This is a genomic window from Arthrobacter rhizosphaerae (assembly GCF_023062595.1).
Classification (GTDB): domain Bacteria; phylum Actinomycetota; class Actinomycetes; order Actinomycetales; family Micrococcaceae; genus Arthrobacter; species Arthrobacter rhizosphaerae.
On record NZ_JALLAN010000010.1, the window covers coordinates 100212 to 126769 of the forward strand.

A 26558-nucleotide genomic window follows, 5' to 3' on the forward strand; every position below is an offset into this window, starting at 1 on the left:
CTAGATTTGGAACCATGGCGGAATTTATCTACACAATGACCAAGGCCCGCAAGGCTGTTGGCGAAAAGCTCATTCTCGACGACGTCAGTATGTCGTTCTTTCCCGGAGCCAAGATCGGTGTGGTCGGCCCCAACGGCGCCGGTAAATCCACCATTCTCAAGATCATGGCCGGCCTGGATACACCCTCCAACGGTGAAGCGCGGCTCAGCCCTGGCTACTCAGTGGGCATCCTGCTCCAGGAACCACCGCTGAACGAAGAAAAGACAGTCCTCGGCAACGTCCAGGAGGGCGTTGGCGAAATCATCGGGAAGATCGAGCGCTTCAACGCGATCTCGGAGGAAATGGCAAGCCCCGACGCCGACTATGATTCACTGCTCGAAGAAATGGGTCACCTGCAGGAAGCCATTGATGCTGCCGACGCCTGGGACCTGGATTCACAGCTGGAACAGGCAATGGATGCTCTGCGCTGCCCGCCTGCGGATGCCAACGTGACTCTCCTGTCCGGCGGTGAGCGCCGTCGCGTGGCTTTGTGCAAGCTGCTGTTGCAGAAGCCTGACCTGCTGCTTCTCGATGAGCCCACCAACCACCTTGACGCCGAGAGCGTGCTGTGGCTTGAGCAGCACCTTTCCAATTACGACGGCGCCGTTCTTGCCGTGACCCACGACCGCTACTTCCTTGACCACGTAGCGCAGTGGATCGCCGAAGTGGACCGCGGGCACCTGTACCCGTATGAAGGCAACTACTCCACCTACCTGGAGAAGAAGCGTGCGCGCCTGGAAGTTCAGGGCAAGAAGGACGCCAAGCAGGCCAAGCGACTGACGGAAGAGCTTGAGTGGGTCCGCTCGAACGCCAAGGGCCGCCAGACCAAGTCGAAGGCCCGACTGGCCCGGTACGAGGAAATGGCAGCCGAAGCTGACCGCACCCGCAAGCTCGACTTCGAAGAGATCCAGATTCCGCCAGGACCCCGCCTGGGTGGCCTTGTGCTCGAAGCCAAGAACCTTCAAAAGGGCTTTGAGGACAGGACCCTCATTGACGGGCTGTCCTTCTCGCTGCCCCGCAACGGCATCGTCGGCGTCATCGGCCCCAACGGCGTGGGTAAGACCACCCTGTTCAAGACCATCGTGGGGCTTGAGCCGCTCGATGGTGGCGATCTCAAGATCGGTGATTCCGTCAAGATTTCGTATGCGGACCAGAGCCGCGGCGGTATCGATCCCAACAAGACGCTGTGGGAAGTAGTTTCCGATGGCCTGGACTATATTCAGGTAGGCCACGTAGAGATGCCCTCGCGGGCGTATGTGGCAGCCTTCGGGTTCAAGGGCCCGGACCAGCAGAAGAAAGCCGGAGTGCTTTCCGGCGGTGAGCGTAACCGCCTGAACCTGGCTCTGACCCTCAAGCAGGGCGGAAACCTCCTGCTCCTTGACGAACCCACTAACGACCTCGACGTTGAAACACTCAGCAGCCTTGAGAACGCCCTCCTGGAATTCCCCGGCTGCGCCGTGGTCGTCTCGCACGACCGCTGGTTCCTCGACAGGGTGGCCACGCACATCCTCGCCTATGAAGGTGATGAGGAGAACCCGTCCAAGTGGTACTGGTTCGAGGGCAACTTCGAGTCCTACGAGGAGAACAAGGTGGAGCGACTCGGTCCCGATGCCGCAAAGCCGCACCGTGTGACTCACCGGCGCCTCACGCGAGACTGATCCTCACGGAAAAGCCGAAAACCAGGGGCGAACAGTCCCGAAACGAAAAGGCCGGCCTGGCGGGCGTCACCCGCCAGGCAGGCCTTTCGTTTGCTTAACGCTGTTTACCGTTGCTGTTTTTACCGTTCGGCTTTGCGCATCTGGTGCTTTAAAACCTTGGACTGGACAGCACCCACCACCTTGTTCTTCAGGTCTGTGGGGATCCGGACCATGCCCTCCTGGGCTACAGAGGCAACATGCCGGCCTTCCCTGTCGAAGATCTTGCCGGTGGCCAGGCCGCGTGCACCCTGGGCGCTGGGTGACTCCTGCACGTAGAGCAACCACTGGTCCACCCGTACCGGGCGGTGCCACCACATGGCATGGTCAAGGCTGGCGACACTCATGCCCGGGGTGACCCAGCTGAGGCCGTGCTTGCGAAGGATCGATTCCAGGATGGTGTAATCGCTGGCGTAGGCGAGCGCGGCCCGGTGCATGTTGGCGTCGTCAGGCATCGGACCGAATGTTTTCATCCAGACCGCATTCCTGGCTTCTTTGGTGCCGTTGGCGGACACATACAGCGCGGGGTCTACGTGCCGGATGTCTATGGGACGCTCATAGGCCCAATGCCGGGCCACGGGATGATCGTACTTGCCCAGAAGGTCGGCAGTACTGGGGAGGGATTCAGGGTCCGGAATTCCCACCGGCATCTCGGACTGGTGGTCAAGGCCCTCGTCTTCCTCCTGAAAGGACGCGATCATGGAGAGGATCGGAGTGCCGTCCTGGTAAGCGTGGACACGGCGGGCCGAGAACGACCTTCCGTCACGAAGACGCTGCACGCCGAAAGTGATGGGCTGGTTTGCATCCCCCGGGCGGAGGAAATATCCATGCATCGAATGCACGTGGCGGGCCGGATCCACGGTGCGGTTTGCGGCAATAAGGGATTGTGCCAGAACCTGGCCTCCGAAAACGCGTTGCCGCGGCTGCCGCTGTGACGGGCCCATAAAAATGTCCTCATCCGTCCGGGCACCTTCGAGTTCCCCGAGATCAAGAAGTTCGATCAAGGAGGTGGTGGGGTCCTGCGTGGGCAACGCCTGCAATCCGGCTTCCGCTTCAGTCATGGTTTGACTCTAGACGTCACCCCGGTACTGCTCAACCGGGCGCCTGGCGGTAGAGTCCTTAAGGTGTCCGATGTTCTCACCCAGCCCTTCCGCTTCGCCGATCCCCAGGATCTGGCGGACCTCCGCACCTACGTGACCCGCGCAAAGGCGGTGGACGACGGCGCCATCCGGCTGCAGGCCTCCGGCTCGGTTCTTGCCGCCTATGTCTGCGTATTGCGGCCGAGGCTGCTCGGCGAAGCCACTCCCACCATCCTCGGCCTGCGCACCATGGCCTTGGCGGAGCCAGCCGAAGCGGACGTAACTGTCACGCTCGCAGCGGTCCTTGACCGTCTGGCACGGGCAGGGGAGTCCGACGTCGAACTCCCCGTTCCGCCGTCGACGGTCACCGAGTCCTGGGCAGGAGTGGGTGCGCCAAGGAGCGGTTGGGAGCTCCTGGGCTCACTTACAGACTCTGCCCTGAAAGACGCCGCGGAAGCCGGGATCTCCGAGGTGGCGCAGATTGTTCCGGACAAGCCCGGCGCCCTGATAGTCAACAACGCAAGGGCTTCGGTGTGGGGGCGCGAGCTTCCCGGAGCCGGGGGACTTCCCACCGGAGCGGCCTTCGCTGCCCTTACTTTGGGTTTTCTCGGGAGCGGCGAGCACCAGCTTTACCGCGCAGGGCGCTGGTTCAGGCTCAGCAGCCCCAGAGGCCACGTTCTGGCCAGGAGCGCTGCAGGGCTCTGACCGATACCCCTAGGCGGGTGAGGGGCCGTTACCGGAAGGGCTGTTCACCATGGACAACGCGGCACGCTCCATGTAGTCCCACAGAGTATTTTCATACAGTGGCGGAAGCTCGAGGGAGTCAACGGCCGTCCGCATGTGGAGCAGCCACCGGTCCTTCGCTTCAGGAGTGACGCTGAACGGCATGTGCCGCATCCGGAGCCTGGGGTGGCCGCGTTCTTCCCCATAGGTGGTGGGCCCGCCCCAATACTGTTCCAGGAACATCAGGAAGCGGCGCTTCGCCGGTCCCAGATCCTCTTCGGGATACATTGGCCGCAGGATCGGGTCCGTTGCGACGCCGTCGTAGAAGACGTCAATGAGCTTCACAAACGTATCGTGGCCACCCACGGCGTCGTAGAAGTTGTCCGTATAGCCGGGTTGGCTGAAGGGATCATTCTGCATCAGCATCTTCGGCTGTCCGGGCTCGACGGGTGGATTGGTCATAACTACTCTCCGGCTTTCTGCGGTGTTGGTACTTCATCGTCGTCTGTAACTTCCGGCTGCGGCCCCGGCGGTACATAGTTCCCCTGTGACCGGTTGCCTACCCGGAGGATCTCACCATTGCGCAGGTACCAGATGGTGCCGTCCTCGGCGAGTACCCTGGTGATCCGCAAGCCCATGGACTCCACGGTGCCCACCACCTCGCTGGTCTCGATGACGTCACCGATCCCGTACTGGTCCTCAATGGTGATGAAGATGCCGGCCAGGAAGTCGCGGATCAGCTGCTGGGCGCCGAAGCCGATCGCGATACCCAGGATGCCCACGCTCGTCAGCAGAGGGGCAATGTCGATATCCAGGTTGCGGAGCACATACATGGTGGTGATGGTCGCGACGAGCACCCCCACCACACTGTTGAGCAGGGAACCGATGGTGTTGGCACGCTGTACACGCCGCTCATGGTCTAGGGCGCGCAATGCAGGGGCCACCCAGCGGAAGTGGGGCTTCTTGAAGAAGGTGCTCCCGGATGCGACCCGTCGGGAGATCCGGGAAATCACGAAGGTCGCCGCCAGCCAGATGGCGACGCCAACACCCAGGCTGATCACAATTCCCGGAACGCTGATTCCGTCCGTTGCGGACGTAAGGGGCGGTGCGATCGACAACGTGCTGTACATCTGTGGATGTGCTCCTCACTGCAGACCGGCTGTTGCCGGGTTATTTCTACGGGTTATTTCTGCCGGACTCCACCGGGCTCCACCGGCGTTCACCCGGCGCATAAACTCTGGTTACTTTCAACACTAGCGCCGTAGCGTGGCCACATGCGCATCCTGATTCTTGGCGGTACAGCGTTCCTTTCGGCGGAAATTGCCCGGCAGGCAGTGGCAGACGGCCACAATGTGACGTGCCTGGCACGGGGTTCAACCGCGGCACCCCCGGCCGGCGCCCACTGGATCAGAGCGGACCGCAGCGAAGGAGCTGCCGCCTACGCTGAAGCCGCCCGGGAATGGGACGCAGTCATCGACGTGGCACGCGATCCGCAGCAAGCGGGGGCTGCCTTGGAGTCGTTGGGGGACCGGGCTGCGCATTGGACCTTTGTGTCGAGTTGTTCCGTCTATGCAGATCATTCAGTACCGGGAGCCGGCGAGGAAGCGAGGCTGCTGGACCCGCTGCCCGACGGCTCACCATTCTCTCCCGAAGTCTATAGAGAGGCCAAGTCTTCCATCGAGGCGCTGACCCTCAGGATGCGTCCGGCCCATCTCTGCAGGGCAGGCCTGATCAGCGGGCCAGGCGACGGAACCGACCGCTACGGGTACTGGCCTGCCCGTTTTGCGCGGGCCGCCGCCGGGCGCAATGGCACCGTTTTGGTACCGGACATTCCCGACGCCGCCACCCAGATTATCGACGTCAGGGATCTCGCCGCCTGGATCCTGCATGCAGCCCGGCAGGGGATCACGGAACCTTTGAACGCGGTTGGCGCAGTGGTCCCTTTCCGGGAGTACATCGAGGAATCGCAAAGGCTGACTGGCGCCACGGATACAGTCAAGGCCTCCGAAGAGTGGCTCATCAATGAAGGAGTTGCTCCCTGGGCGGGGCCGGATTCGCTGCCGCTCTGGCTGCCGCCGGACCACGAAGGGTTCTGTGCCCGCAGCAACTCAGCCGCCGTTGCGCGCGGGCTTACCCTGAGGCCCTGGCAGGACACCCTCCGTGACACGCTCGAGGATGAACGGAGCCGCGGACTGGACAGGGAGCGGAAAGCCGGGCTCAGTCCCGCGACTGAACGCCGTCTGGTAGCCAGACTGCTCGCTGCAGGCTAGGCAGCGGCGACCTCGGAAGTCGGGGAATGCCGGACAGGAAAGTTCACGCTCCTTGCGATGAAGCACAACTGGTTGGCTTCGTGATGCATGTCCGCCAACAGCCCGTCCGGAGTAACGTCCGCCGTCGTCACATGGGGATTGAGGGTGGCCTCCTCGAACTGGCCGCTGCCGTCCCGGTTGAGGCGCATCACGGCGTCCGCATGGTCCTCGTAGGCTGTCACAACAACCCCCCGCTTCACTGCCACGTGAAGGAAGGACAGCATGTGGCACTGCGACAGGGCCGTGAGTAACAGCTGTTCGGGGTTGTAGCGCGTCCTGTCCCCATGGAATGTGGGATCGGCCGAGCCCTTGAGGACAGGCAACCCTTCGATCTGGACGTCGTGGTCGCGGGAATAGGCCCGGTAAGCTGACGTCCCGGTTCCCAGGTTGCCTGTCCAGCGAACAGTGACGGCATAGCGGTGCTCAGCCAGTGTCATGTCCTAATCCTCATCAGCCTTCCGTGCCCGCAGAGCCCGGGCAACGGCGTCGCGGTTTTCCAGCATCATGCGCCGGAGGGCAGCGCTTTCCTCGGGAAGGGCGGCGATGAACTCATCCGTCCTGTCCACCGTTGCCTGCGTTGTCAGCTGGGAGGGGTACAGCCCGACGACGATCTGCTGGGCCAGCGCATGGGTGCGGGATGCCACGATGCCCGGGACGGCGTCGAAATATTTGTCCACGTACGGCTCGAGGAGTGAGGAGTCCAGGACCCTGGAGAAGCCGGCAACAGCCGAGGCTTGCAAGGCGTTGGAAAGCTCTCCCTTGACCACGATCGATTCCCAGGCAGCAGCTTTGGCTTCGGGGGTGGGAATGGCCGCTTTAGCCAGTGCTGCTGCGTTCTGGCCGTTGGAGGTGTTGTCGCGTTCAAGTTCCGCGTCAATCCGGTCCTGATCAGCCCGGCCACCGGCAACCAGCGAAGCCAGGAGCTCCCAGCGGAGGTCCTGGTCAACGCTAAGCCCTTCAAGGACCACCGAACCGTCAAGCAGACCCGAAACTGTGTCAAGCTGTCCGGCGCTCCTGGCGAGGAGGGCGTAGGACTTGACGAACTGCAGCTGGGCGTCCGAAGCCGGCGGGACAGCACCTGCGAGTTCCCACAGCAGGTCCGCTGCCGAAATTGCCGTGGCTTCCTTGTGGGCTTCTGCCACGTAGAAGTTCAACGTGGTGGCGAGCTGGCGCAACTGGACCAGGATGACCGAGGAGTCCGATTCCTGAGCGATGTTGGCGAGGATGAGCTCTACGTAGCCGCGGGCGGGCGTTTCACCGTCGCGGGCGGCATCCCAGGCTGAACCCCAGACCAGGGTGCGCGGAAGGCTCTCGCTGAAGTCCTTGAGGTGCGCCGTGGCCGTTTCCAGGGATTTAGGGTCCAGACGGACCTTGGCATAGGCCAGGTCATCGTCGTTCAGCAGGATGAGGTCAGGTTGCTGCAACCCGGCCAAGGCAGGAACCTCCGTACGCTCGCCGTCGACGTCGAGCTCTTCGCGGTGGACCCGCTCAAGCTTGCCGGCGCCCGTGAGGTTGTAAAACCCCACGGCGAGTCGGTGGGGGCGGATAGTGGGCTGGTCCTCAACAGCGGACTGGAGGATGGCGAACGAGGAAATGGCCCCTTCGCCGTCGACTGACAGTTCGGGTTTGAGGGTGTTGACTCCGGCTGTTTCGAGCCAGAGCTGGCCCCAGGCGTCCAGATCCCGCCCGCTGGCCGTCTCCAGCTCCGCCATCAGGTCGCTGAGCTCCGTGTTCTGCCAGGCGTGCTTACGGAAATACTCCCGCACGCCTGCCATGAACTGTTCCGGGCCCACCCAGGCCACCAGTTGGCGCAGCACCGAAGCTCCCTTGGCGTAGGTGATGCCGTCGAAGTTCACCTCAACATCCTGCAGGTCGTTGATTTCGGCAAAAATGGGGTGCGTCGTGGGCAGCTGGTCCTGACGGTAAGCCCAGGATTTCTCCACTGAAGCGAAGGTGGTCCAGGCGCGATCGAACTTGGTGTTTTCCACCGCGGCCAGATGGGACATGTACTCCGCGAACGACTCGTTCAGCCACAGGTCGTTCCACCACCGCATGGTGACCAGGTCCCCGAACCACATGTGCGCCAGCTCGTGCAGCACCGTGATTGCACGGCGCTCCACCTGCGCCTCCGCCACCTTGCCGCGGAAGATATAGCCCTCCAGAATGGTCACCGCGCCGGCGTTCTCCATGGCCCCTGCATTGAATTCGGGAACAAAGAGCTGATCGTACTTGTCGAAAGGATACGGGCAGCCAAACTGGGCTTCGAAAAACTCGAAGCCCTGCCGGGTCAGGTCGAAGATGTTATCGGCGTCGAGATACTGCATCAGCGATTTCCGGGCGTAGATGCCCAGGGGGACCACCCTGCCGTCAGAGCTCTTCACCTCGCTGCTGACTGACTGGTACGGCCCGGCGATGAGGGCCGTGACGTAGGAGGACAGCCGCGGTGTCGGGGCGAATTCCCACACGGACCGCGCTCCGCCATCGACGGCCGGGATGGTTTCCACCGGGGCTGGTGTGGGCGAGTTGGAAACCACGTTCCAGTGTGAGGGGGCCGTGACAGTGAACGTGAAGGTCGCCTTGAGGTCTGGCTGTTCAAACACAGCGAACATCCGCCGTGAATCCGGGACCTCAAACTGGGTGTAGAGGTAGACCTCGTTGTCTACCGGATCGACAAAGCGGTGGAGGCCTTCGCCCGTGTTCATGTAGGGCGCATCCGCAACCACCAGGAGTTCGTTCCGCTCCGCAAGTTCGGGGAGCTGGATCCGGACACCGTCGGCCACTACGGAAGGGTCCAGGGCCTCCCCGTTGAGCGTGACGCTGTGGACAGTCTCCGTCACTGCGTCGATAAAGGTGGACGAACCGGGTATTGCAGTGAAATTCACGGCGGTGGTGGTGCCGAAGACCTTGTCCCCTTTGGTCAGGTCCAGGCTGACTTCGTACGACTCGACGATGATCAGTTCGGCGCGCTCGCGTGCTTCGGCGCGCGTCAGGTTCATACCTGGCAAAGTGTTGCCTCCAAAAAGGTTGCGGCTGCCGGTGGGAAACCGCCTCCACCAAGCACTGTGAAGTCATTCTTTCATTTCGGGCACCGTTGGCAAGTTAGGCGGCTCACACGCCCGTCGGTAGGGGTAGCTTTGAACCATGGGAACGTTCCGTGATGCTGTGGATGCCAAGGCCCTCAGGTTCGCTTTGGGATTTCCGGTGTTGCTGGCAGCGGCGTTCGTGGTGTGCGCCGTTCTCCTCCGTCCCGACCTCCCCGAGCCTTTGGCTGTCCTGTGGACGTCCGACGGCGTGACGGGCTTTGCGCCGTTTCCGGCGTTTGTGGGGGTCGGAGGAGGCCTCATTGTGATTATCAGCTGGCTGGTCCTGCTGCAGGCCGTCCCCGTCTCCAGACCGGTGCTCATGCGCAGGATCATGATGGGAACAGGTATCTCGCTGAGCCTGTTCATAACCGCTGTTCTGGCCGCGGTGCTCGTCGGTCAGGCGGGGGTGATTGACGCACGCTTGGCGCAGGTTGACGCCATAGTCCTCGCGATGGGAAGCGGCTTTGCCCTTGCCATGGGTGTGGTGGTGGGCTTTGTTTTCAAGGCAGATGAGCAGTGGTCGGTTGATGATGACCGTGCCCTGGAACAGGCCCTGGAGCAGGAACTGGATCCGGATCTGGCGCGCGATAAGGTCAGGCTTTGGGTCCATGCCCGCAGTTCTGTTTTTGTGATGCTCGTTGTCGCCACGCTGTTCCCTGCAACGCTGATTGCGCTGGCGCTCCCGTGGCTCAGCGGGCTGCTGGTGGCCGTCGCCGCGGTACTGGCAGCGTTCCTGTTTGCGCGGGTCACTGCTGACCGGAGCGGGCTTCGGGTCTTTGTGGCAGGATTCGTCCGCGTCATGAACGTTCCGGCAGCCACAATCTCCTCTGCCGCCGTATCCGATGTGCGGGCCGCAGAATACGGCGGCTGGGGATACCGGAGCCACGGGGACACTACAGCCGTGCTGGTCAGCAGTGGTCCCGCTGTGGTGCTGAAGCAAACGGACGGACAAAGGGCAGTTATCAGCGGCGGCAATCCGGATTCCGCGCAGAGGCTGGCTGAGGTGTTGTCACGAGTCGCCGCACGCGCGCGGGGTGAGGGCCGTTCCTAGTAGTCTTAGCTTCAACCCCCAGACAGCCCGGACGCTTCCCGGTGCTCACCACCAGAACGGACAACGCCGTGACCACATCCCCTTCATTTCCGCGGGTTCATATTGCCACAGACCACGCCGGTATGGAGCTCAGCGCCCACCTCGTCCGCCACCTCACCTCTATGGGGTATGACGTAGTGGATCACGGACCCAAGGTCTACGACGCTCTCGACGATTACCCGTCCTTCTGCATCAACGCAGCCCTGGCTGTTGTTGCAGACCAGCAGGCGGGTATCCACGCTCTCGGGATTGTCCTGGGCGGTTCCGGGAACGGTGAACAGATCGCGGCGAACAAGGTCAAGGGCGTGAGGGCGGCGCTGGCCTGGAACCACTCCACCGCCACCCTGGCTCGCGAACACAATGACGCGAACGTCGTCGCAGTCGGTGGCCGCCAGCACAGCGTGGAGGAAGCCACCGCGCTCATCGAGGCATTCCTCAAGGAACCTTTCAGCAACGACGAACGGCACGTCCGCAGAATCTCAAAGATCGCCGCCTACGAGACCACCGGTGAGGTCATCGACTAGTGCCCGAAGGGCACTCGGTCCACCGCCTCGCCCGGCAGTTCCGGGACATCTTCCTGGGGAAACGGCTCACCGTCAGCAGCCCCCAGGGACGGTTCTCCGCTGGTGCGAGGCTCCTGGACGGACACACGCTTTCCGCTTCCCAGGCGCACGGAAAACACCTCTTCCTCGAGTTCAGCCACGGCCTTTTCCTGCACGTCCATTTGGGCCTGTACGGGGCCTGGAACTTCGGTGGAGATGATTCCTTCCGGGGCGCCTCGAGCATCGGTGCTCCCCGCACAGTGGGAGAGCAGGAAGTGTTCGACGACGCCGCTCCCGCCGTGTACGCCGGCCCGCCGGAGCCGGTGGGCGCCGTGAGGGTACGGCTCGTGGACAGTCACGGCTGGGCTGACCTTCGGGGAGCCACAACGTGTGCCGTCATTACCGAGGAGGAGCTTGCCGCCGTTCTCAAGCGGCTGGGCCCGGATCCGCTGCGGAACCTTCCGGCGGCGCCGAACAGACCGGGGGACAGGGAAGTCTTCGTGCGTGGCGTGCTGACCAGGCGAACACCCATTGCGGCGTTACTGATGGATCAAAAGGTGATTGCCGGCGTCGGAAATGTCTACCGGGCGGAGCTGCTCTTCAGGCAGCGGCTAAACCCTTGGCTGACCGGGACGTCGCTGACACCTTCCGCTGCAGAAGAACTGTGGGACGACGCAATGTCGGTGATGTCCGACGGCGCCCGGGACGGGAGGATCATCACCACCCCCGCCGCCTATTGGTCCGCCGGGCCCAATCTCCTGCCGGACCAGGACGAAGCCCACTTCACCTACCGCCGCCAGGGCCTCGACTGCCGGGTCTGCGGTACGCCCATAGCAATGACCGAACTCTCGGCCAGAAAACTCTATTGGTGCCCTGTCTGCCAGCAAACGGTTTGAGATAGCCTGTCAACGATGGCCCCCGACCCAGCCCTGCTCGACTGGCTGCTCGACGCCGACCCGGCGCTGCGGTGGCAAGTGGAGCGCGACCTTCTGGACGCGCCTCCGGACGTGTGGCGGGCAACCCGGGCGCGTATCGCTACAGAGGGCTTCGGAGCGCGGCTGCTCGCACTGCAGGATCCGGACGGCCAATGGGCCGGCGGAGCGTACTACCCCAAGGACTTCGACTTCAACGGGCCCGAGGCCGCTGAAGATGCAGGGCAGCCGTGGACCGCGACGGCCTATGCGCTCAACACCCTCCGGGACTGGGGAATGGATGCAGGTGCGCTCGCCGGTACGGCCGGGTTGCTGGCGGCCAACAGCCGCTGGGAGTACAACAACCTCCCGTATTGGGGCGGCGAGGTGGACTGCTGCATTAATGCGTTCACCCTTTCCAACGGCCTCTGGCTCGGGGCCGATGTCTCGGACGTGGCCCAGTGGTTTCTGCACCACCGGATGGCCGACGGCGGCTGGAACTGCGAGTGGATGGAGGGCTCCACCCGCTCCTCCTTCCATTCCACGCTTAACTCGCTGAAGGGCCTGCTGGATTTTGAGGCAGCGACGGGCGGCAGCGACGCACATCGCGAGGCCCGCCGGGCAGGGGAGGAGTACTTGCTGCAGCGGCGGCTGCTTCGCAGCCTGTCCACGGGGGAGTTCGTCGGCCCGTGGGTCACCATGTTCGCTTATCCGTTCCGCTGGTTCTACAGCGCGCTCAATGTAACGGATTACTTTCGCGCGGCTGCGCTGCATGATGGCACGCAACCCGATCCCCGGCTCGCAGAAGCCATGGAGGTGATCCGGGCAGCGCGCCGTCCTGACGGTACCTGGCTGCAGGAACGCCGCCATCCCGGGCGTGTGTGGTTCGAGGTCGACGTGCCTCCTGGCGAGCCGTCCAAGTGGCTTACTTTCTACGGCACCCGTGTGCTTTCGTGGTGGGACGCGGAGAACAAAAAGAAACACCCCGATCCGAGGACCGGGGTGTTGGCAACTGGAGGGGACGACGGGAATCGAACCCGCGTAATCAGTTTGGAAGACTGAGGCTTTACCATTAAGCTACGTCCCCGGGAAGGCGCAATAACAGCGTCTGTAGCTATTCTCGCAGATCTTTCCGGTGGCTTCTTCAAGCCGGATACAACTAAACCTAATTCATGCCCCAAGTGTCAAATGTGCATTCCAAGCCAAAATCCCCGTAGACTGTCCTGTGCACTAACGGGGTGTAGCTCAGCTTGGCTAGAGCGCCTGCTTTGGGAGCAGGAAGTCGCAGGTTCAAATCCTGTCACCCCGACTCTGCAGTCCCGGCCGACGGCCGGACAGGACATTGAGTTCGCAGAAACCCATCCCACAAAAACCAGGAGTACTTAGACTGTGAAGAGCGCTGTCGAGAACCTCACCCCTACACGGGTCAAGCTCAATGTTGAGGTCCCTTTTGAGGAATTGAAGCCCAGCATCGAAGAGGCATACAAGACTGTCGCTTCGCAGATCCAGGTCCCCGGTTTCCGCAAGGGCAAGGTTCCTTCCAAACTGATCGACCAGCGTGTTGGCCGTGGCTACGTGCTGGAGACTGCCATCAACGAAGGCCTTAACGGCTGGTACCAGGCTGCCGTCCAGGAATCGGGTATCCGTCCCCTGAGCCGTCCCGAGGTTGAAATCACCGAGGTGCCGGATCCGTCCTCCACCGATGGTGAACTGAAGTTCCACGCCGAGGTTGACGTTCGTCCCGAGGTTGAACTTCCTGACTACGCCGGCATCAAGGTTGAGGTCGCTGCTGCGGCTTCTTCGGATGCCGACGTCGACAAGGCCCTTGACGAGCTTCGCGGCCGATTCGGCACGCTCAAGCCCGTCGACCGTCCGGCCGCTAATGATGACTTCCTCACCATTGACATCACAGCCACCATTGATGGCACTGAAGTCGACTCCGCGTCCGGCCTGTCCTACCAGGTGGGAACCGGCACAATGCTCGAAGGCCTCGACGAGGCCGTCACCGGCCTGAGTGCCGACGAAGACGCCATTTTCGAAACCACCCTCGTTGGCGGTGACCACGCCGGTGAAGCCGCGCAGGTCAAGGTAGTGGTCAAGTCCGTCAAGGAGCGCGAGCTCCCCGAGGCTGACGACGACTTCGCCCAGCTTGCCTCCGAGTTTGACACTCTTGTGGAACTCCGCGAGGACCTGGCAAAGCAGGCAGCCGAGTCCAAGGTAGTGGAGCAGGGCGTCGAGGCCCGCGACAAGGTCCTGGACAAGCTGGTTGAGCTGGTTGAGGTTCCCGTACCGGACTCCGTAGTTGAAGAGCAGCTCGAGGCCCACTTCAAGGCTGAGAACTCCCACGGTGAAGGCGACCACGACACCGAGGAACACCGCGCCGAGGTCAAGGCCAACACCCAGCGCGCCTTCCAGAACGAGATCATTCTTGACGCCATAGCGGACAAGGAAGAAGTCGGTGTCAGCCAGAGCGAGCTCATCGACTACATCGTGACCACTGCAAGCCAGTACGGCATGGACCCGAACCAGTTCGCCCAGATCATCGATCAGAGCGGCCAGGTTCCCATGATGGTATCCGAGGTCCGCCGCCGGAAGGCGCTGGCCGTAGTGTTGGGCCAGGCGGAGGTCACCGACTCCGAGGGCAACAAGGTTGACCTTAGCGACTTCGTCCGCCCCGGTGCTGAAGAGGCACCTGTCGCCGAAGGCGAAGAGGCCGAAGCAGCCGAAGCGCCGGCAACCGACGTCGCTGCGAGCGATGACCCGGCAGCCGTAAAGTTCTAAGCTATGTTGCAAGGCAGCCCCTGGATTTCTGATCCGGGGGCTGCCGCATTTAACCACCGTTTGGACGCGTGGAACCATCTGCGCGAGTACGGTGCGCCGTCAGCGAACAGCGCGATTCCTGAGAACAAAACGGCCATGAAAACGGTTAGTGTCCAAGTAGTGAAGTTCCGTGATGTCGTTCAGTGACGTCACCGTCACCAGCGAGAGGTAAGCACATATGTCACAGCAATCAGCGGCTCCGAGAATGGCCACTGTCGATCCGGCCGCCCAGGACAACTACATCTACAACCGACTGCTGAAAGAGCGCATCATCTGGCTCGGCTCCGAGGTCCGTGACGAGAACGCCAACGCGATCTGCTCGCAGCTGCTGCTCCTCTCGGCTGAGGATCCCAATAAGGACATCTACCTCTACATCAACTCTCCGGGCGGGTCCGTCACTGCCGGCATGGCTATCTACGACACCATGCAGTTCATTCCGAACGATGTTGTGACGGTGGCCACAGGCCTCGCAGCTTCCATGGGCCAGTTCCTGCTCTCCTCGGGCACCAAGGGCAAGCGCTACGCCACGCCGAATGCCCGCATCCTGATGCACCAGCCCTCAGGTGGCATCGGAGGCACCGCCTCCGACATCAAGATCCAGGCGGAACTCATTCTGCACATGAAGAAGGTCATGGCCGAACTCACTGCAGAGCAGACCGGCCAGACCGTCGATACCATCCTCAAGGACAATGACCGCGACAAGTGGTTCACAGCCGTCGAGGCCCTGGAATACGGCTTCTTCGACAGAATCTCCGCCCACGCCGGCTCCGTTGCCGGTGGCGGCGGAACCGCCCAGAACTAACCGGCACAGACAGAACTGAATTCAGGAGCAATGAACATGACTTACAACTTCGGATCGTCTGCCGGTAATTTGCCTACCAGCCGCTACGTGCTGCCGCAGTTCGAAGAGCGCACCCCCTATGGCTTCAAACGCCAGGATCCGTACACCAAACTGTTCGAGGACCGCATCATCTTCCTCGGCGTCCAGGTTGATGACGCTTCTGCCGACGACGTCATGGCACAGCTGCTGGTACTCGAGTCCACCGACCCGGACCGCGACATCACGCTGTACATCAATTCGCCGGGCGGCTCCTTCACCGCCATGACGGCCATCTACGACACCATGCAGTACATCCGTCCTGAGATCCAGACGGTCTGCCTCGGCCAGGCTGCCAGTGCCGCAGCAGTTCTCCTCGCCGCAGGAACCCCGGGCAAGCGCCTCGCTCTGCCGAACGCCAGGGTCCTCATCCACCAGCCCGCCCTCTCCGGCGGACAGGGCGGCCAGGCTTCGGACCTCGAGATCCAGGCCGCGGAGGTCATGCGGATGCGCGCCTGGCTTGAGGATACGCTTGCCCACCACTCGGGCCGGACGTCCGAGCAGGTTAACAATGACATCGAGCGCGACAAGATCCTCACGGCTGAGGAGGCTATGAATTATGGCCTCATCGACCAGGTTCTCGACTCGCGCAAGATCAAGCCGCAGGCCATCACGCGGTAGCAATTCCACCCGGCGCCGGTACGTTTCAGATTTTTTTGGACCGTATCGGCGTCCGGTTTCCACCCTTCAGGCCCAATGTGACCTAGAGTGGATGTTGTCACGGCGGGGCTTGTCTCAGGCACGTCGGTGATTCCAACAACCGGTGCAGAGCTGCTTCCGCAGCAAGATACTAAGGGGTTTCCATATGGCTCGGATTGGCGAGAGCACCGATTTGCTGAAGTGTTCTTTCTGCGGAAAGAGCCAGAAGCAGGTGCGCAAGCTCATTGCCGGGCCCGGTGTCTATATCTGCGACGAATGTATTGAGCTTTGCAACGAGATCATTGAGGAAGAACTTGCGGAAGTAGCTGATCTTGGCAGCTTCGAACTCCCCAAGCCCCGCGAGATCTTCGACTTCCTGCAGGAATACGTCATTGGCCAGGAGCCGGCCAAGCGATCGCTGGCAGTGGCCGTCTACAACCACTACAAACGCATCCAGGCAGGCCACGCACCCAAGATCGGTACTCTCGCTGAAGGTGTCCACCATGACGACGTCGAAATTTCTAAATCCAACATCCTCCTGATCGGTCCCACCGGCTGCGGTAAAACCTACCTGGCACAGACCCTTGCCCGCCGGCTCAATGTTCCGTTCGCCGTCGCGGATGCGACCGCACTGACCGAAGCCGGCTACGTTGGGGAGGACGTTGAGAACATCCTGCTGAAGCTGATCCAAGCGGCGGATTACGACGTCAAGAAGGCCGAGCAAGGCATTATCTACATTGACGAGATCGACAAGATCTCGCGGAAGAGCGAGAACCCCTCCATCACCCGTGATGTCTCCGGTGAAGGCGTGCAGCAGGCGCTCCTGAAGATCCTGGAAGGAACTGTCGCCTCAGTTCCCCCGCAGGGCGGACGCAAGCACCCGCACCAGGAGTTCATTCAGATAGACACGACGAACGTTCTGTTCATCGTGGCCGGCGCCTTCGCGGGCCTGGAAGAAATCATCGGTTCCCGCTCCGGGCGCAAGGGCATAGGATTTGGTGCCCCGCTGAACGAGGTCAAGAACAAGGTCGATTCCTACGGCGAAGTCATGCCGGAGGATCTGTTGAAGTTCGGACTTATCCCGGAGTTCATTGGCCGGCTTCCCGTCATCACCACCGTCTCCCACCTGGACCGTTCGGCGCTGATCCAGATCCTCTCCACCCCCAAGAACGCCCTCATCAAGCAGTACCAGAAGATGTTCCAGCTGGACGGCGTGGAACTCGTGTTCGACGACGAGGCCCTGAACATCATCGCCGATCAGGCTTTGGAGCGGGGCACCGGAGCCCGCGGCCTGCGTGCCATCCTGGAGGAAGTCCTGCTTCCGGTGATGTTCGATCTCCCCAGCCGGGACGACATCGCCAGCGTTGTCATTACGGCCGACGTTGTCTCCAAGAAGGGCCAACCCACCATGATCGGCCATGACGTGGTTGCGAAACGGCGGAATAAATCCGCCTAGGCCTTCGCTGTGCTGAGCGTGCGCCTGTATCGCGCCATGCCCTGACGCCTTTTCGAGGAGATTCACTGTGCCTGAAACCATTGCCAGTAAAGCCGACTTCTGGTTCGATCCCATCTGCCCCTTCGCCTGGATCACGTCCCGGTGGATCGGTGAGGTGGAGGAAGTCCGCAACATAACCACTGAATGGCACGTCATGAGCCTCGCTGTCCTGAACGAGGGCCGCGATCTCGACGCCGGCTACCGCGAACTCATAGACAAGGCATGGGGACCGGTTCGGGTCATCATTGCAGCCAGTAAGCAGCATGGGGCCCAGGTGATCAAGCCGTTGTATGACGCGATGGGCTCCCTCATCCACGACGGCGGCGAGAAGGACTACGGGCTCGTGATCGCGAAGGCCCTGGCTGATGTCGGCCTCCCTGCAGCTCTTGCTGATGCTGCCTCTTCGGATGACTTCGATTCCCAATTGCGCGCAAGCCACGAAGCCGGGATCTCCCTCGTGGGCCAGGACGTCGGCACCCCGGTTGTTGCCTTCAACGGCACCGCATTCTTTGGCCCGGTCCTGACGCGGATACCGCGGGGTGAGGAAGCGGGCCGGCTGTGGGACGCAACGGTCACCCTTGCATCGTTCCCGCATTTCTTTGAGCTCAAGCGGAGCCGGACGGAACGCCCCGAGTTCGACTGAAGCTGACCCGAGGGCACCGGAAAACTACCCTGTTGTAGTTCTCCCGGTGCTCTTGCGCATCCCTGCACGCGGGACAACAATAGTTCTTACCCACTTCGAAAGAAGTGGGACGCAAGAACCAAAGATTCAGTGACATGCATCTGACGCAGCCTTCGGCAAAGTCAGAAGCAGACTACCAGTGACGGGGTAGGAAGACCTGAAAATCTGAGGATCTTGCCAGACTGTCAAAGACGTCACCAGACAGCCGAAAAGTCGAAGCCCCACCAACGGCAAAACGCTGATGGGGCTTCCCCTTTGCCCAAAAATGGCTCCTGGACGCTCCTAGGCCTTCTGCACCTCTTCAGCGGGAGCCAACTCCACGGCACTCACGGTCAATTCCCCGTTCGCGGCTTCGAGGGTGATCTCCCGGGCATTGGAGGCGGCTTTCAGGTCGCCAAGGCCGGCCCGCAGCTGCGCTGTCAGCGCCTCGGATGCAGTGATCGTTGCGGAAAGAACCTCGGTGCGCTGTTTGACCTTGGCCTCGGACTTGGCTTTGCGGATTCCACTCAGTGCTGTGCCCACTGTTGCGAGCATGGTGGTGTCGCCATCGGTAACTTCCAGCACGGACGGCCAGGCGGCGCGGTGAACCGAACCTGAGCGCCACCAGCTCCACACTTCCTCGGTGGCGAAGGGCAGGAAGGGTGCGAACAGGCGCAGCAGCGTGTCCAGGGTGGTAGCGAGGGCGGCCAGAACCGATGCCTGTTCGGTCGGCCCGGACGCACCGTAGGCCCGGTCCTTGATGAGCTCCACGTAATCATCCGTGAACTGCCAGAAGAAGCTCTCGGTAATCTGCAGCGCTCGAGCGTAGTCGTAGTTCTCAAAAGCCTTGGTGGCCTGCTGCACCACGTCCGAAAGCTGCGCGAGCACGGCGCGGTCCAGCGGATTGGTGAGAACGGACAAGTCGCCTGAAACGACCGAGTTTTCGGTTGCGCCAAGGTTGAGGACGAACTTGGAGGCGTTCAGCAGCTTGATGGCCAGCCTGCGGCCGATCTTCATCTGCGCGATCTCGTAGGCCGTATCCGCTCCCAGCTTGGCCGACGTAGCCCAGTACCTCACGGCGTCGGAGCCGAACTCTTCCAGGATGTCGGTAGGAACCACCACATTGCCCTTGGACTTGGACATCTTCTTCCGCTCCGGGTCCAGGATCCAGCCGGAAATGGCAGCATGCTTCCAGGGCGCGGTGTTTTGCAGGGCATCGGCACGGACGGCGGAGGAAAAGAGCCACGTCCGGATGATGTCGTGGCCCTGCGGGCGGAGATCGAACGGGAAGACCTTGGCAAAGAGTTCCTCGTCCCGGCTCCAGCCGCCCACAATTTGCGGCGTCAGGCAGGACGTCGCCCAGGTGTCAAGGATGTCTGCGTCTCCAGTGAAGCCGCCGGGAACATCGCGCTGGGCTTCTTCGTAGCCCGGTGCAGCATCGGCAGCCGGGTCCACGGGCAGCTGCTGGTCCGCAGGCAGGATCGGGGCGTCATACTCCGGGTTGCCGTCAGCATCCAGCGGGTACCAGACAGGAATCGGGACACCGAAGAAGCGCTGACGGGAAACCAGCCAGTCGCCGTTCAGCCCCGAGATCCAGTTCTCGTAACGTGAGCGCATGAAAGACGGGTGGAATTCGATCTCATGCCCGCGGGCAATAAGTCGTTCGCGGCGGTCCTCGTCCCGGCCACCGTTCCGGATGTACCACTGGCGGGAGGTCACCACTTCGAGGGGCTTGTCGCCCTTTTCGTAGAAGTTGACCGGGTGCATGATCTTCTTGGGCTCGCCGTCGAGCAGGTCGGCCTCGGAGAGGAGCTTCACTACCGATTCCTTGGCGCTGAACACCGTCTTGCCGGAGATGGCTTCAAAGGCTTCATGGCCGGCGTCGGTGGTGATCCATTCCGGTGTCTCGCCGATGATCCTGCCATCCCGGCCAACAATGGCACGGGTGGGCAGCTGGAGTTCACGCCACCAGGTGACGTCGGTCAGGTCACCAAAGGTACAGACCATGGCAATGCCTGAACCCTTGTCCGCTTTCGCGAGGGGGTGGGCCTTGACCTCCACCTTCACTCCGAACAGGGGAGAGGTGACCTTCTTGCCGAACAGCGGCTGGTATCGCTCGTCGTCGGGGTTCGCCACGAGGGCGGCACAGGCTGCCAGAAGTTCCGGACGGGTGGTCTCGATGTAGATCTTCTCGCCGTCTTCGGTGAAGAACGGGTAGCGGTAGTATGCGCCGGCTACCTCCCGGTCCTCCAGCTCGGCCTGCGCCACAGCGGTGCGGAAAGTCACATCCCACAGGGTGGGAGCCTCCGCCATATAGGCGTCACCGGCAGTCAGGTTGGCCAGGAAGGCACGCTGTGAAACGGCGCGGGAGTTGTCGTCAATGGTCCGGTAGGTGAGGTTCCAGTCGACGGAGAGCCCCAGGGTCTGAAAGAGGTTCTCGAAGACTTTTTCGTCCTCAACCGCCAGTTCCTCGCACAGCTCGATGAAGTTCCGGCGCGAGACGACGTCGAAATCGCGCTGGTTCTTGGCTGGCACTGCCGGCGGCCGGTAATCGGCGTTATAGGGAATGGCAGGATCGCAGCGCACACCATAGAAGTTCTGTACGCGGCGCTCCGTGGGCAAGCCGTTGTCGTCCCAGCCCATGGGGTAAAAGACGTTCTTGCCGGACATCCGCTGGTAGCGTGCCAGCGCGTCTGTTTGCGTGTACGAGAACATGTGGCCCACATGAAGGGATCCTGATGCCGTGGGCGGGGGAGTGTCTATGGAATAGACCTGTTCACGCGTCGTCTGCGGATCGAACCTGTATGTGCCTTCGTTCAGCCAGCGCTGCGTGAGGGCAGATTCGAGCCCTTCCAGCGCGGGTTTGTCGGGAACGTTAATAGGGGCAGTGGTGGGCGTGTCTGTACCCTGATTTGCTTGAGCCATGGAGCAATTGTTTCATGGTCTCTTCCATGGGCCGCACGGGAGCTGGTCACACTAATCGCGGAGCGCGCAATCCCGCTAGGGTGGTGCCATGACTGAGGAGACACCGAACAAGTCGGCAGTGGTTACCGGGGCAAGCACAGGCATAGGCGAGGCTACTGTCCGTGCGCTGCGTAAAGAGGGCTGGAACGTCTTCGCGGTGGCCCGCCGGGAGGAACGCCTGGCCACGCTGGCTGCCGAGACAGGCGCCGTCGCCATCCCGGCGGATATTACCCAGGATGCCGACGTCGCACAGCTGCTGGCTGAGGTCACCGAGGCCGGAGGTGCCGACACTCTGGTCAATATCGCCGGGGGCGCCCGCGGCACCGACAAGGTCGGCGAGGCAAAGACCGACGACTGGACCTGGATGTTCGAGGTGAATGTCCTGGGGACCATGAAACTTACCCGCGCGTTCCTGCCCATGCTTCGGGCCAACGGCAAAGGCACCGTACTGAACCTCACCTCCACTGCCGGTCTGGTGGCCTACGAAGGCGGTGCGGGCTACAACGCAGCCAAGTTCGGCCAGCACGCCCTGACCGGGGCACTCCGGCTGGAAGAGGCAGAGCACAACATCCGCGTCATCGAAATTGCGCCGGGGATGGTCCAAACGGAGGAATTTTCCCTCAACCGCCTCGGTGGAGACCGCACAGCCGCCGAAAATGTCTATCAGGGCGTCGAGAACCCCCTGACAGCCGAAGACGTAGCGGACGTCGTCCGGTATGCAGTCACGGCTCCCCACCATGTGAACCTGGACCAGATCGTGATCCGGCCGGTAGCTCAGGCGGCCAATCACAAAGTAATCCGGAAGAACACCTAGTCTCCAGGCAGGTAATCCTCCGGGACAGACCCGTCGGATCAAACCATCCGGAACAGACCGCCGAACCAGCAGTCAGCCGCCGGCCGGAATCCGGAGCGCGGCAACGATCGCGGCGTGATCAGACCCCGGGACGCGGTGCACCGAATATTCGGAACTTTGCACGTGGGGGCTGATCACTACGTGGTCAATCGCGATTCCGGGCAGCCGCGGACCTTCCATGGGCCAGGTGGGGAGCAGCCGGGAGCCTGTGGCCGTTCCCACATCCACCATTTTTGTATCAGCGGGGCCGCGGTCGAGCAGTTGCCTGAACTCCGAGTGGTCATAAGTGGCATTGAAGTCCCCGATCAGCAACTGGTTGCCGGAACGGTCTGCCACCCGTCCAAGCGCCCGGAGATCGCTGCGCCACTGCTCGACCCGGACATCCACCGGAGGCAGTACATGAACGTTCGTCGCCTCTAGCACGGCGCTCAGGGCTTCCTTGCGGACAGTCACTCGGACCGTGGGCATCTGGAACGGGCTGTCGGGAACCTCACCCACGGGCTGCAGGGAATGCACCGAGTAGATGGCGCTTCCCGCTGCATCATCGGTGGGATCGCTGATCCTGTTCGGGAGTATCCTGCCTATGCCCTCGGCAGCAAGCCGGTCCTCCAAAGCCTGGCTGTGTTCCTGGATCGTCAGCAGTCCAACACTGTTCTCCCTCACCAGCCTGACAATCTCCCCGGCGTCGGCTTCTCCGTACTCCGAGTTGATGTTCATCACTGTAAGTTCCACCGTTGGCGCGGAAGGCGCCTGCACGTGCCTGCCGGGATCCAGAGGGAACAGCCAGAACAACTGCACAGCGAACAGCCCCCCGGCGATGACCATTGCCCAGGCCTTCCTGCCCAAAACAGCCAAAACAGCGGCAGCGGCCGCGGGCAACACCAGCCATGGTGTGAAGGACAGCAACTGGACCACCGGCGTCGGCCATTCAGCAGGAATGGCGCGGAAGACAGTCAGGACCGCCACCGGCAGACTTACCAGGATGGCTATGAACCGGGCAGCAAAGCGAAAGCCGGAAGGTGGGGCAGCCTGCTCGGCGGTAGGCACTGTCATGACCATGAGTCTAGAGATGACCGCGGCACCAACGCCTCATCCTTCGGAGGGATTCCGGTTAGCGGGCCCCGGGCGGGAACCGTTAGACTGGCTGCAACAGCTTTGACCCGGCAATCACCGGCGAGCTTCCGGAAGAACGCCCTCACCGTAGGTCATACGCGGGGAGGGTCAGTAGAGCCGGACGGGTAAGCCCGTCACAGCAGTAATGAGCGGCCGACGCCGGTTCAGCTCCCTTACGAGGGAGTCAGACGGCGGAGGTAAGTGAGGTGGTACCGCGGTGCCGGGCTACGTTGGAAAGTATCGCAGGACAGCGAGACTGGACGACCAGCCAGGAGCCGTCCTCGCATCCTGAATGAATCCACTTATTCACCAGCTCAACCCAGGATGTCGAAATGACCCATTACCCCAAGGCCTCGGCCGCACCTGCCGGTGCAGCTTCCCCTACCTCAGGTGTCTCCGCCTCCGTGAAATTTCCGGAGATTGAAGAGCGGATCCTGAAGTACTGGGACCATGACGGGACATTCCAGGCGAGCATCGACCAGCGCCCTTCGGATCTCCCGGGAGGCGCCCCGGGCAGCAACGAGTTCGTCTTTTACGACGGTCCGCCGTTCGCCAACGGCCTGCCTCACTACGGCCACCTCCTGACCGGCTACGCCAAGGACCTGGTGGGCCGTTACCAGACGCAGCGCGGAAAGCGTGTCGAGCGCCGATTCGGCTGGGACACCCACGGGCTTCCTGCCGAGCTCGAAGCCATGAAACAGCTCGGCATGACCGACAAGACCCAGATCGAAGCCATGGGCATCGACAAATTCAACGACGCCTGCCGGGCCTCGGTGATGAAGTACGCCGATGAGTGGAAGAACTACGTCACCCGCCAGGCCCGCTGGGTGGACTTTGAGAATGACTACAAGACACTCAACGTCGAATACATGGAGTCCGTGCTCTGGGCCTTCAAGCAGCTCCACGAAAAGGGCCTCACCTATAACGGCTACCGGGTGCTGCCATATTGCTGGAAGGACGAGACACCGCTCTCCAACCATGAACTGCGCATGGACGATGACGTCTACAAGAACCGCCAGGACCAGACCGTCACCGTGACGTTCCCCATCAAGGCAGGAGCATCCGAACTGTCCCGGCGCCTCGAAGGGGTACAGGCGCTCGCCTGGACCACAACGCCCTGGACGCTGCCCACCAACCTGGCGCTCGCCGTCGGGCCCTCCATCACGTATGCCGTGCTTCCGGCCGGTCCCCACGGGATCAAGGCCGCCTCCCCTGAAGCGCCGGTGACCGGAAGCTTCCTTCTTGCTGCAGACCTTCTGGGCATGTACGCAAAGGACCTTGGATACGGCGATGGCGCGGCAGGCGTTGAAGCCGCCCAGGCCTCGGTGACGGCCACTGTCACGGGAGCCGAGCTTGACGGCCTTCAGTACCAGCCGCTTTGGAACGACTTTAGCGATGCCGAAAAATTCGGCACGGAGAATGCCTGGCGGTTCCTGGTGGCCGACTACGTCACCACGACGGACGGTACGGGCATCGTCCACCAGGCCCCTGCCTACGGTGAAGATGACCAGAAGGTCTGTGAAGAGGCCGGCATTCCAGTGGTGCTGTCAGTGGATGAGGGCGCCAAATTCCTGCCGCTGTTCTCCCACGGAGACCTCCACGACATTGTGGGGCTTCAGGTGTTCGACGCCAACAAGCCCATCACGCAGGTGCTCCGCGCCCAGGGCCGCATGGTCCGCCAGGCCAGCTATGAGCACAGCTACCCGCACTGCTGGCGCTGCCGCAACCCCCTGATCTACCGCGCCGTGTCCTCCTGGTACGTGGAAGTCACCAAATTCAAAGACCGCATGTCCGAGCTTAACCAGGAGATCAACTGGATCCCGGGCAATGTGAAGGACGGGCAGTTCGGCAAGTGGCTGGAAAATGCCCGCGACTGGTCAATCAGCCGGAACCGCTACTGGGGCAGCCCCATCCCGGTGTGGCAGTCGACTGACCCCGAGTACCCGCGCACTGACGTCTACGGCTCGCTCGCCGAGATCGAGGCCGATTTCGGCCGGCTGCCGCTGAACAAGGACGGTCAGGTTGACCTGCACCGGCCCTTCATCGACGAACTGACCAGGCCCAACCCGGATGACCCCCGCTCCCCGGAAGAGGGCCAGTCGGTCATGCGCCGCGTTGAGGACGTCCTGGACGTCTGGTTCGACTCCGGCTCCATGCCCTACGGCCAGGTCCACTACCCGTTCCAAAACGAGGAATGGTTCGACACCCACAACCCCGCAGATTTCATCGTGGAGTACATCGGGCAGACACGCGGCTGGTTCTACATGCTGCACATCCTCTCGACTGCGCTGTTTGACCGCCCGGCTTTCCGGAACGTCATCAGCCACGGCATCGTGCTGGGCTCTGACGGGCAGAAGATGTCCAAAAGCCTTCGGAACTACCCCGACGTGTCCGAGGTGCTGGACCGCGACGGCTCTGACGCTATGCGTTGGTTCCTGATGTCCAGCCCCATCCTCCGCGGTGGCAACCTTGTGGTCACCGAACAGGGAATCCGCGACGGCGTCCGCCAGGTCATCCTGCCGCTCTGGAACGTTTACAGCTTCTTCACGCTGTACACCAACGCTTCCGCTGGTGGCGACGGCTACGAAGCCAGCCTCCGCTACGACGGCTACACGGACACCATGGACCAGTACCTGCTGGCCAACACCGGTGATCTGGTGCGGAACATGACCGCGCAGCTGGACAGCTACGACATCTCAGGTGCCTGCGATGAACTCCGCAGCTACCTGGACATGCTCACCAACTGGTACGTCCGCCGCAGCCGTCAGCGCTTCTTCGACGAGAACGTTGACGCCTTCGACGCGCTCTACACCGCGCTTGAGGCTGTTTGCCGCGTCTCGGCATCCTTGCTGCCGCTCGTGTCCGAGGAGATCTGGCGCGGACTGACAGGCGGGCGCTCCGTGCACCTGGCCGACTGGCCGGACGCAGGGCTGTTCCCCGCAAATGCCGGCCTCGTCGAGGCCATGAACCGCGTGCAGCAGATCTGCTCAACGGGCTCGTCCCTGCGCAAGGCAGCAAACCTCCGTGTCCGCCTGCCGCTGCAGGAACTCACTGTGGTGGCATCCGGCGCGGATGCGCTGGAAGGTTTCGCCGCCGTCGTCGCCGATGAACTGAACCTGCGCTCCGTTCGGCTGCTCGACGCTGCCAGCGCCTCTCCGGAGGAATTCGGCATCGAGCAGAAGCTCGTGGTCAACGCGAGGGCCGCGGGTCCGCGTCTCGGGAAAAACGTCCAGCAGGCCATCAAGGGCTCAAAGTCCGGGGACTGGTCGGTAGACGAAGCCGGGGTGGTTACTGCCGGCGGGCTGGAACTTGAGCCGCAGGAGTACGCACTGGAGACAGTGGTTGCCGAGTCCGACGGCGGTTCGGCCTCCGTCGCGGTATTGCCCGGCGGTGGATTCGTGGTCCTCAACACCGAAGTCACGCCCGAACTCGAGGCCGAGGGCCTTGCACGCGACATGGTCCGCGCCATCCAGCAGGCACGCAAGGATGCAGGACTGAACGTCAGTGACCGTATCCGGACCACTGTCACAGCAGCGCAGGGCGTCGTGGACTCCCTGCTGGCCAATGCGGACCTGGTCAAGACCGAGACACTCACCGTGGATCTCGTGGCTACTCCCGCCGATTCAGCAGAACCGCGAATCTCCGTCGAAAAAATAGGGGCCTGAG

The 26558-nt window shown here is 62.3% G+C and carries 21 protein-coding genes and 2 tRNA genes; 15 read left to right on the plus strand and 8 right to left on the minus strand.

Annotation, left to right across the window (positions count from 1 at the left end; genetic code table 11):
• Window positions 1–14: 14 nt before the first annotated feature.
• Window positions 15–1697, plus strand: a complete 1683-nt coding sequence (ettA, locus tag MU551_RS14515; protein ID WP_247045763.1) for an energy-dependent translational throttle protein EttA — start codon at window positions 15–17, stop codon at window positions 1695–1697.
• A gap of 119 nt (window positions 1698–1816) precedes the next feature.
• On the opposite strand, the gene tesB is transcribed toward ettA, so the two are convergent.
• Window positions 1817–2794 carry an acyl-CoA thioesterase II gene (gene tesB, locus MU551_RS14520; protein ID WP_247045765.1) on the minus strand — a complete coding sequence of 326 codons (978 nt, stop codon included), beginning with the start codon at window positions 2792–2794 and terminating at the stop codon, window positions 1817–1819.
• Window positions 2795–2857: 63 nt separating this feature from the next.
• Between tesB and MU551_RS14525 the strand changes: the two genes are divergently transcribed.
• Window positions 2858–3517: a DUF8185 domain-containing protein gene (locus MU551_RS14525; protein WP_247045767.1), complete on the plus strand. Its 660-nt coding sequence runs from the start codon at window positions 2858–2860 to the stop codon at window positions 3515–3517.
• Window positions 3518–3526: 9 nt separating this feature from the next.
• On the opposite strand, the gene MU551_RS14530 is transcribed toward MU551_RS14525, so the two are convergent.
• Window positions 3527–3997, minus strand: a complete 471-nt coding sequence (locus MU551_RS14530) for a globin (protein WP_281507193.1) — start codon at window positions 3995–3997, stop codon at window positions 3527–3529.
• A gap of 2 nt (window positions 3998–3999) precedes the next feature.
• Entirely contained in the window at window positions 4000–4665 is a 666-nt protein-coding gene (locus MU551_RS14535) for a mechanosensitive ion channel family protein (protein WP_247045769.1), read from the minus strand.
• A gap of 144 nt (window positions 4666–4809) precedes the next feature.
• On the opposite strand from MU551_RS14535, the gene MU551_RS14540 reads away from it, so the two are divergent.
• Window positions 4810–5805, plus strand: a complete 996-nt coding sequence (locus tag MU551_RS14540; RefSeq protein ID WP_247045771.1) for an NAD-dependent epimerase/dehydratase family protein — start codon at window positions 4810–4812, stop codon at window positions 5803–5805.
• Here the strand turns inward: MU551_RS14540 and MU551_RS14545 are convergent.
• Both MU551_RS14545 and pepN read right to left on the minus strand, forming a co-directional pair.
• A complete protein-coding gene (locus MU551_RS14545) occupies window positions 5802–6281 on the minus strand; it encodes an OsmC family protein (RefSeq protein WP_247045773.1) in 480 nt (159 codons plus the stop codon). The genes MU551_RS14540 and MU551_RS14545 overlap by 4 nt on opposite strands.
• Before the next feature lie 3 nt (window positions 6282–6284).
• Window positions 6285–8840, minus strand: coding sequence for an aminopeptidase N (gene pepN, locus MU551_RS14550; RefSeq protein ID WP_247045775.1), 2556 nt, complete (start codon window positions 8838–8840; stop codon window positions 6285–6287).
• Between the two features lie 145 nt (window positions 8841–8985).
• Between pepN and MU551_RS14555 the strand changes: the two genes are divergently transcribed.
• From MU551_RS14555 to MU551_RS14570, 4 genes are all read left to right on the plus strand, one after another.
• The gene (locus tag MU551_RS14555) at window positions 8986–9978 is read left to right on the plus strand and encodes a hypothetical protein (protein ID WP_247045777.1); all 993 of its coding nucleotides are present in this window, start codon (window positions 8986–8988) and stop codon (window positions 9976–9978) included.
• A 68-nt stretch (window positions 9979–10046) separates the two neighbouring features.
• Window positions 10047–10541 carry a ribose-5-phosphate isomerase gene (locus MU551_RS14560; RefSeq protein ID WP_247045779.1) on the plus strand — a complete coding sequence of 165 codons (495 nt, stop codon included), beginning with the start codon at window positions 10047–10049 and terminating at the stop codon, window positions 10539–10541.
• On the plus strand, window positions 10541–11455 hold the full coding sequence (locus MU551_RS14565; protein WP_247045781.1) for an Fpg/Nei family DNA glycosylase: 915 nt from the start codon (window positions 10541–10543) through the stop codon (window positions 11453–11455). Before MU551_RS14560 ends, MU551_RS14565 begins: the two co-directional genes overlap by 1 nt.
• A gap of 15 nt (window positions 11456–11470) precedes the next feature.
• Window positions 11471–12532: a squalene cyclase gene (locus MU551_RS14570; protein WP_247045933.1), complete on the plus strand. Its 1062-nt coding sequence runs from the start codon at window positions 11471–11473 to the stop codon at window positions 12530–12532.
• Here the strand turns inward: MU551_RS14570 and MU551_RS14575 are convergent.
• Window positions 12484–12557: transfer RNA gene (locus tag MU551_RS14575), tRNA-Gly, on the minus strand. The genes MU551_RS14570 and MU551_RS14575 overlap by 49 nt on opposite strands.
• 147 nt (window positions 12558–12704) lie before the next feature.
• Between MU551_RS14575 and MU551_RS14580 the strand changes: the two genes are divergently transcribed.
• The 6 genes from MU551_RS14580 to MU551_RS14605 all read left to right on the plus strand — a co-directional run bounded on the left by MU551_RS14580 (window position 12705) and on the right by MU551_RS14605 (window position 17944).
• A tRNA-Pro gene (locus MU551_RS14580) sits at window positions 12705–12779 on the plus strand.
• A gap of 80 nt (window positions 12780–12859) precedes the next feature.
• On the plus strand, window positions 12860–14251 hold the full coding sequence (gene tig / locus MU551_RS14585) for a trigger factor (protein WP_247045783.1): 1392 nt from the start codon (window positions 12860–12862) through the stop codon (window positions 14249–14251).
• 244 nt (window positions 14252–14495) lie between these two features.
• Window positions 14496–15092 (plus strand): ATP-dependent Clp protease proteolytic subunit, encoded by a 597-nt coding sequence (locus MU551_RS14590; RefSeq protein ID WP_247045935.1) that lies wholly within the window; start codon window positions 14496–14498, stop codon window positions 15090–15092.
• 36 nt (window positions 15093–15128) lie between these two features.
• Window positions 15129–15788, plus strand: a complete 660-nt coding sequence (locus tag MU551_RS14595) for an ATP-dependent Clp protease proteolytic subunit (protein WP_247045785.1) — start codon at window positions 15129–15131, stop codon at window positions 15786–15788.
• Window positions 15789–15972: 184 nt separating this feature from the next.
• Complete coding sequence (gene clpX, locus MU551_RS14600) at window positions 15973–17262, plus strand: ATP-dependent Clp protease ATP-binding subunit ClpX (RefSeq protein ID WP_247045787.1); 1290 nt, start codon at window positions 15973–15975, stop codon at window positions 17260–17262.
• A gap of 67 nt (window positions 17263–17329) precedes the next feature.
• A complete protein-coding gene (locus MU551_RS14605) occupies window positions 17330–17944 on the plus strand; it encodes a mycothiol-dependent nitroreductase Rv2466c family protein (RefSeq protein WP_247045788.1) in 615 nt (204 codons plus the stop codon).
• A gap of 321 nt (window positions 17945–18265) precedes the next feature.
• Here MU551_RS14605 and valS read toward each other — a convergent pair whose 3' ends face one another.
• Window positions 18266–20887: a valine--tRNA ligase gene (valS, locus tag MU551_RS14610; protein WP_247045790.1), complete on the minus strand. Its 2622-nt coding sequence runs from the start codon at window positions 20885–20887 to the stop codon at window positions 18266–18268.
• Window positions 20888–20975: 88 nt separating this feature from the next.
• Here valS and MU551_RS14615 point away from each other — a divergent pair, with 88 nt between their 5' ends.
• Window positions 20976–21740 carry an SDR family oxidoreductase gene (locus MU551_RS14615; RefSeq protein ID WP_247045792.1) on the plus strand — a complete coding sequence of 255 codons (765 nt, stop codon included), beginning with the start codon at window positions 20976–20978 and terminating at the stop codon, window positions 21738–21740.
• 72 nt (window positions 21741–21812) lie between these two features.
• Here MU551_RS14615 and MU551_RS14620 read toward each other — a convergent pair whose 3' ends face one another.
• Complete coding sequence (locus MU551_RS14620; RefSeq protein WP_247045794.1) at window positions 21813–22832, minus strand: endonuclease/exonuclease/phosphatase family protein; 1020 nt, start codon at window positions 22830–22832, stop codon at window positions 21813–21815.
• 392 nt (window positions 22833–23224) lie between these two features.
• Between MU551_RS14620 and ileS the strand changes: the two genes are divergently transcribed.
• A complete protein-coding gene (ileS, locus tag MU551_RS14625) occupies window positions 23225–26557 on the plus strand; it encodes an isoleucine--tRNA ligase (protein WP_247045796.1) in 3333 nt (1110 codons plus the stop codon).
• Window position 26558: the final 1 nt, after the last annotated feature.

Coding starts and splice junctions, on each gene's coding strand:
- ettA (WP_247045763.1), top strand. CDS start 15: ATGGCGGAATTTATCTACACAATGACCAAGGCCCGCAAGGCTGTTGGC.
- tesB (WP_247045765.1), bottom strand. CDS start 2,794: ATGACTGAAGCGGAAGCCGGATTGCAGGCGTTGCCCACGCAGGACCCC.
- MU551_RS14530 (WP_281507193.1), bottom strand. CDS start 3,997: ATGACCAATCCACCCGTCGAGCCCGGACAGCCGAAGATGCTGATGCAG.
- MU551_RS14535 (WP_247045769.1), bottom strand. CDS start 4,665: ATGTACAGCACGTTGTCGATCGCACCGCCCCTTACGTCCGCAACGGAC.
- MU551_RS14540 (WP_247045771.1), top strand. CDS start 4,810: ATGCGCATCCTGATTCTTGGCGGTACAGCGTTCCTTTCGGCGGAAATT.
- MU551_RS14545 (WP_247045773.1), bottom strand. CDS start 6,281: ATGACACTGGCTGAGCACCGCTATGCCGTCACTGTTCGCTGGACAGGC.
- pepN (WP_247045775.1), bottom strand. CDS start 8,840: ATGAACCTGACGCGCGCCGAAGCACGCGAGCGCGCCGAACTGATCATC.
- MU551_RS14555 (WP_247045777.1), top strand. CDS start 8,986: ATGGGAACGTTCCGTGATGCTGTGGATGCCAAGGCCCTCAGGTTCGCT.
- MU551_RS14570 (WP_247045933.1), top strand. CDS start 11,471: ATGGCCCCCGACCCAGCCCTGCTCGACTGGCTGCTCGACGCCGACCCG.
- MU551_RS14590 (WP_247045935.1), top strand. CDS start 14,496: ATGGCCACTGTCGATCCGGCCGCCCAGGACAACTACATCTACAACCGA.
- MU551_RS14595 (WP_247045785.1), top strand. CDS start 15,129: ATGACTTACAACTTCGGATCGTCTGCCGGTAATTTGCCTACCAGCCGC.
- clpX (WP_247045787.1), top strand. CDS start 15,973: ATGGCTCGGATTGGCGAGAGCACCGATTTGCTGAAGTGTTCTTTCTGC.
- valS (WP_247045790.1), bottom strand. CDS start 20,887: ATGGCTCAAGCAAATCAGGGTACAGACACGCCCACCACTGCCCCTATT.
- MU551_RS14615 (WP_247045792.1), top strand. CDS start 20,976: ATGACTGAGGAGACACCGAACAAGTCGGCAGTGGTTACCGGGGCAAGC.
- MU551_RS14620 (WP_247045794.1), bottom strand. CDS start 22,832: ATGACAGTGCCTACCGCCGAGCAGGCTGCCCCACCTTCCGGCTTTCGC.
- ileS (WP_247045796.1), top strand. CDS start 23,225: ATGACCCATTACCCCAAGGCCTCGGCCGCACCTGCCGGTGCAGCTTCC.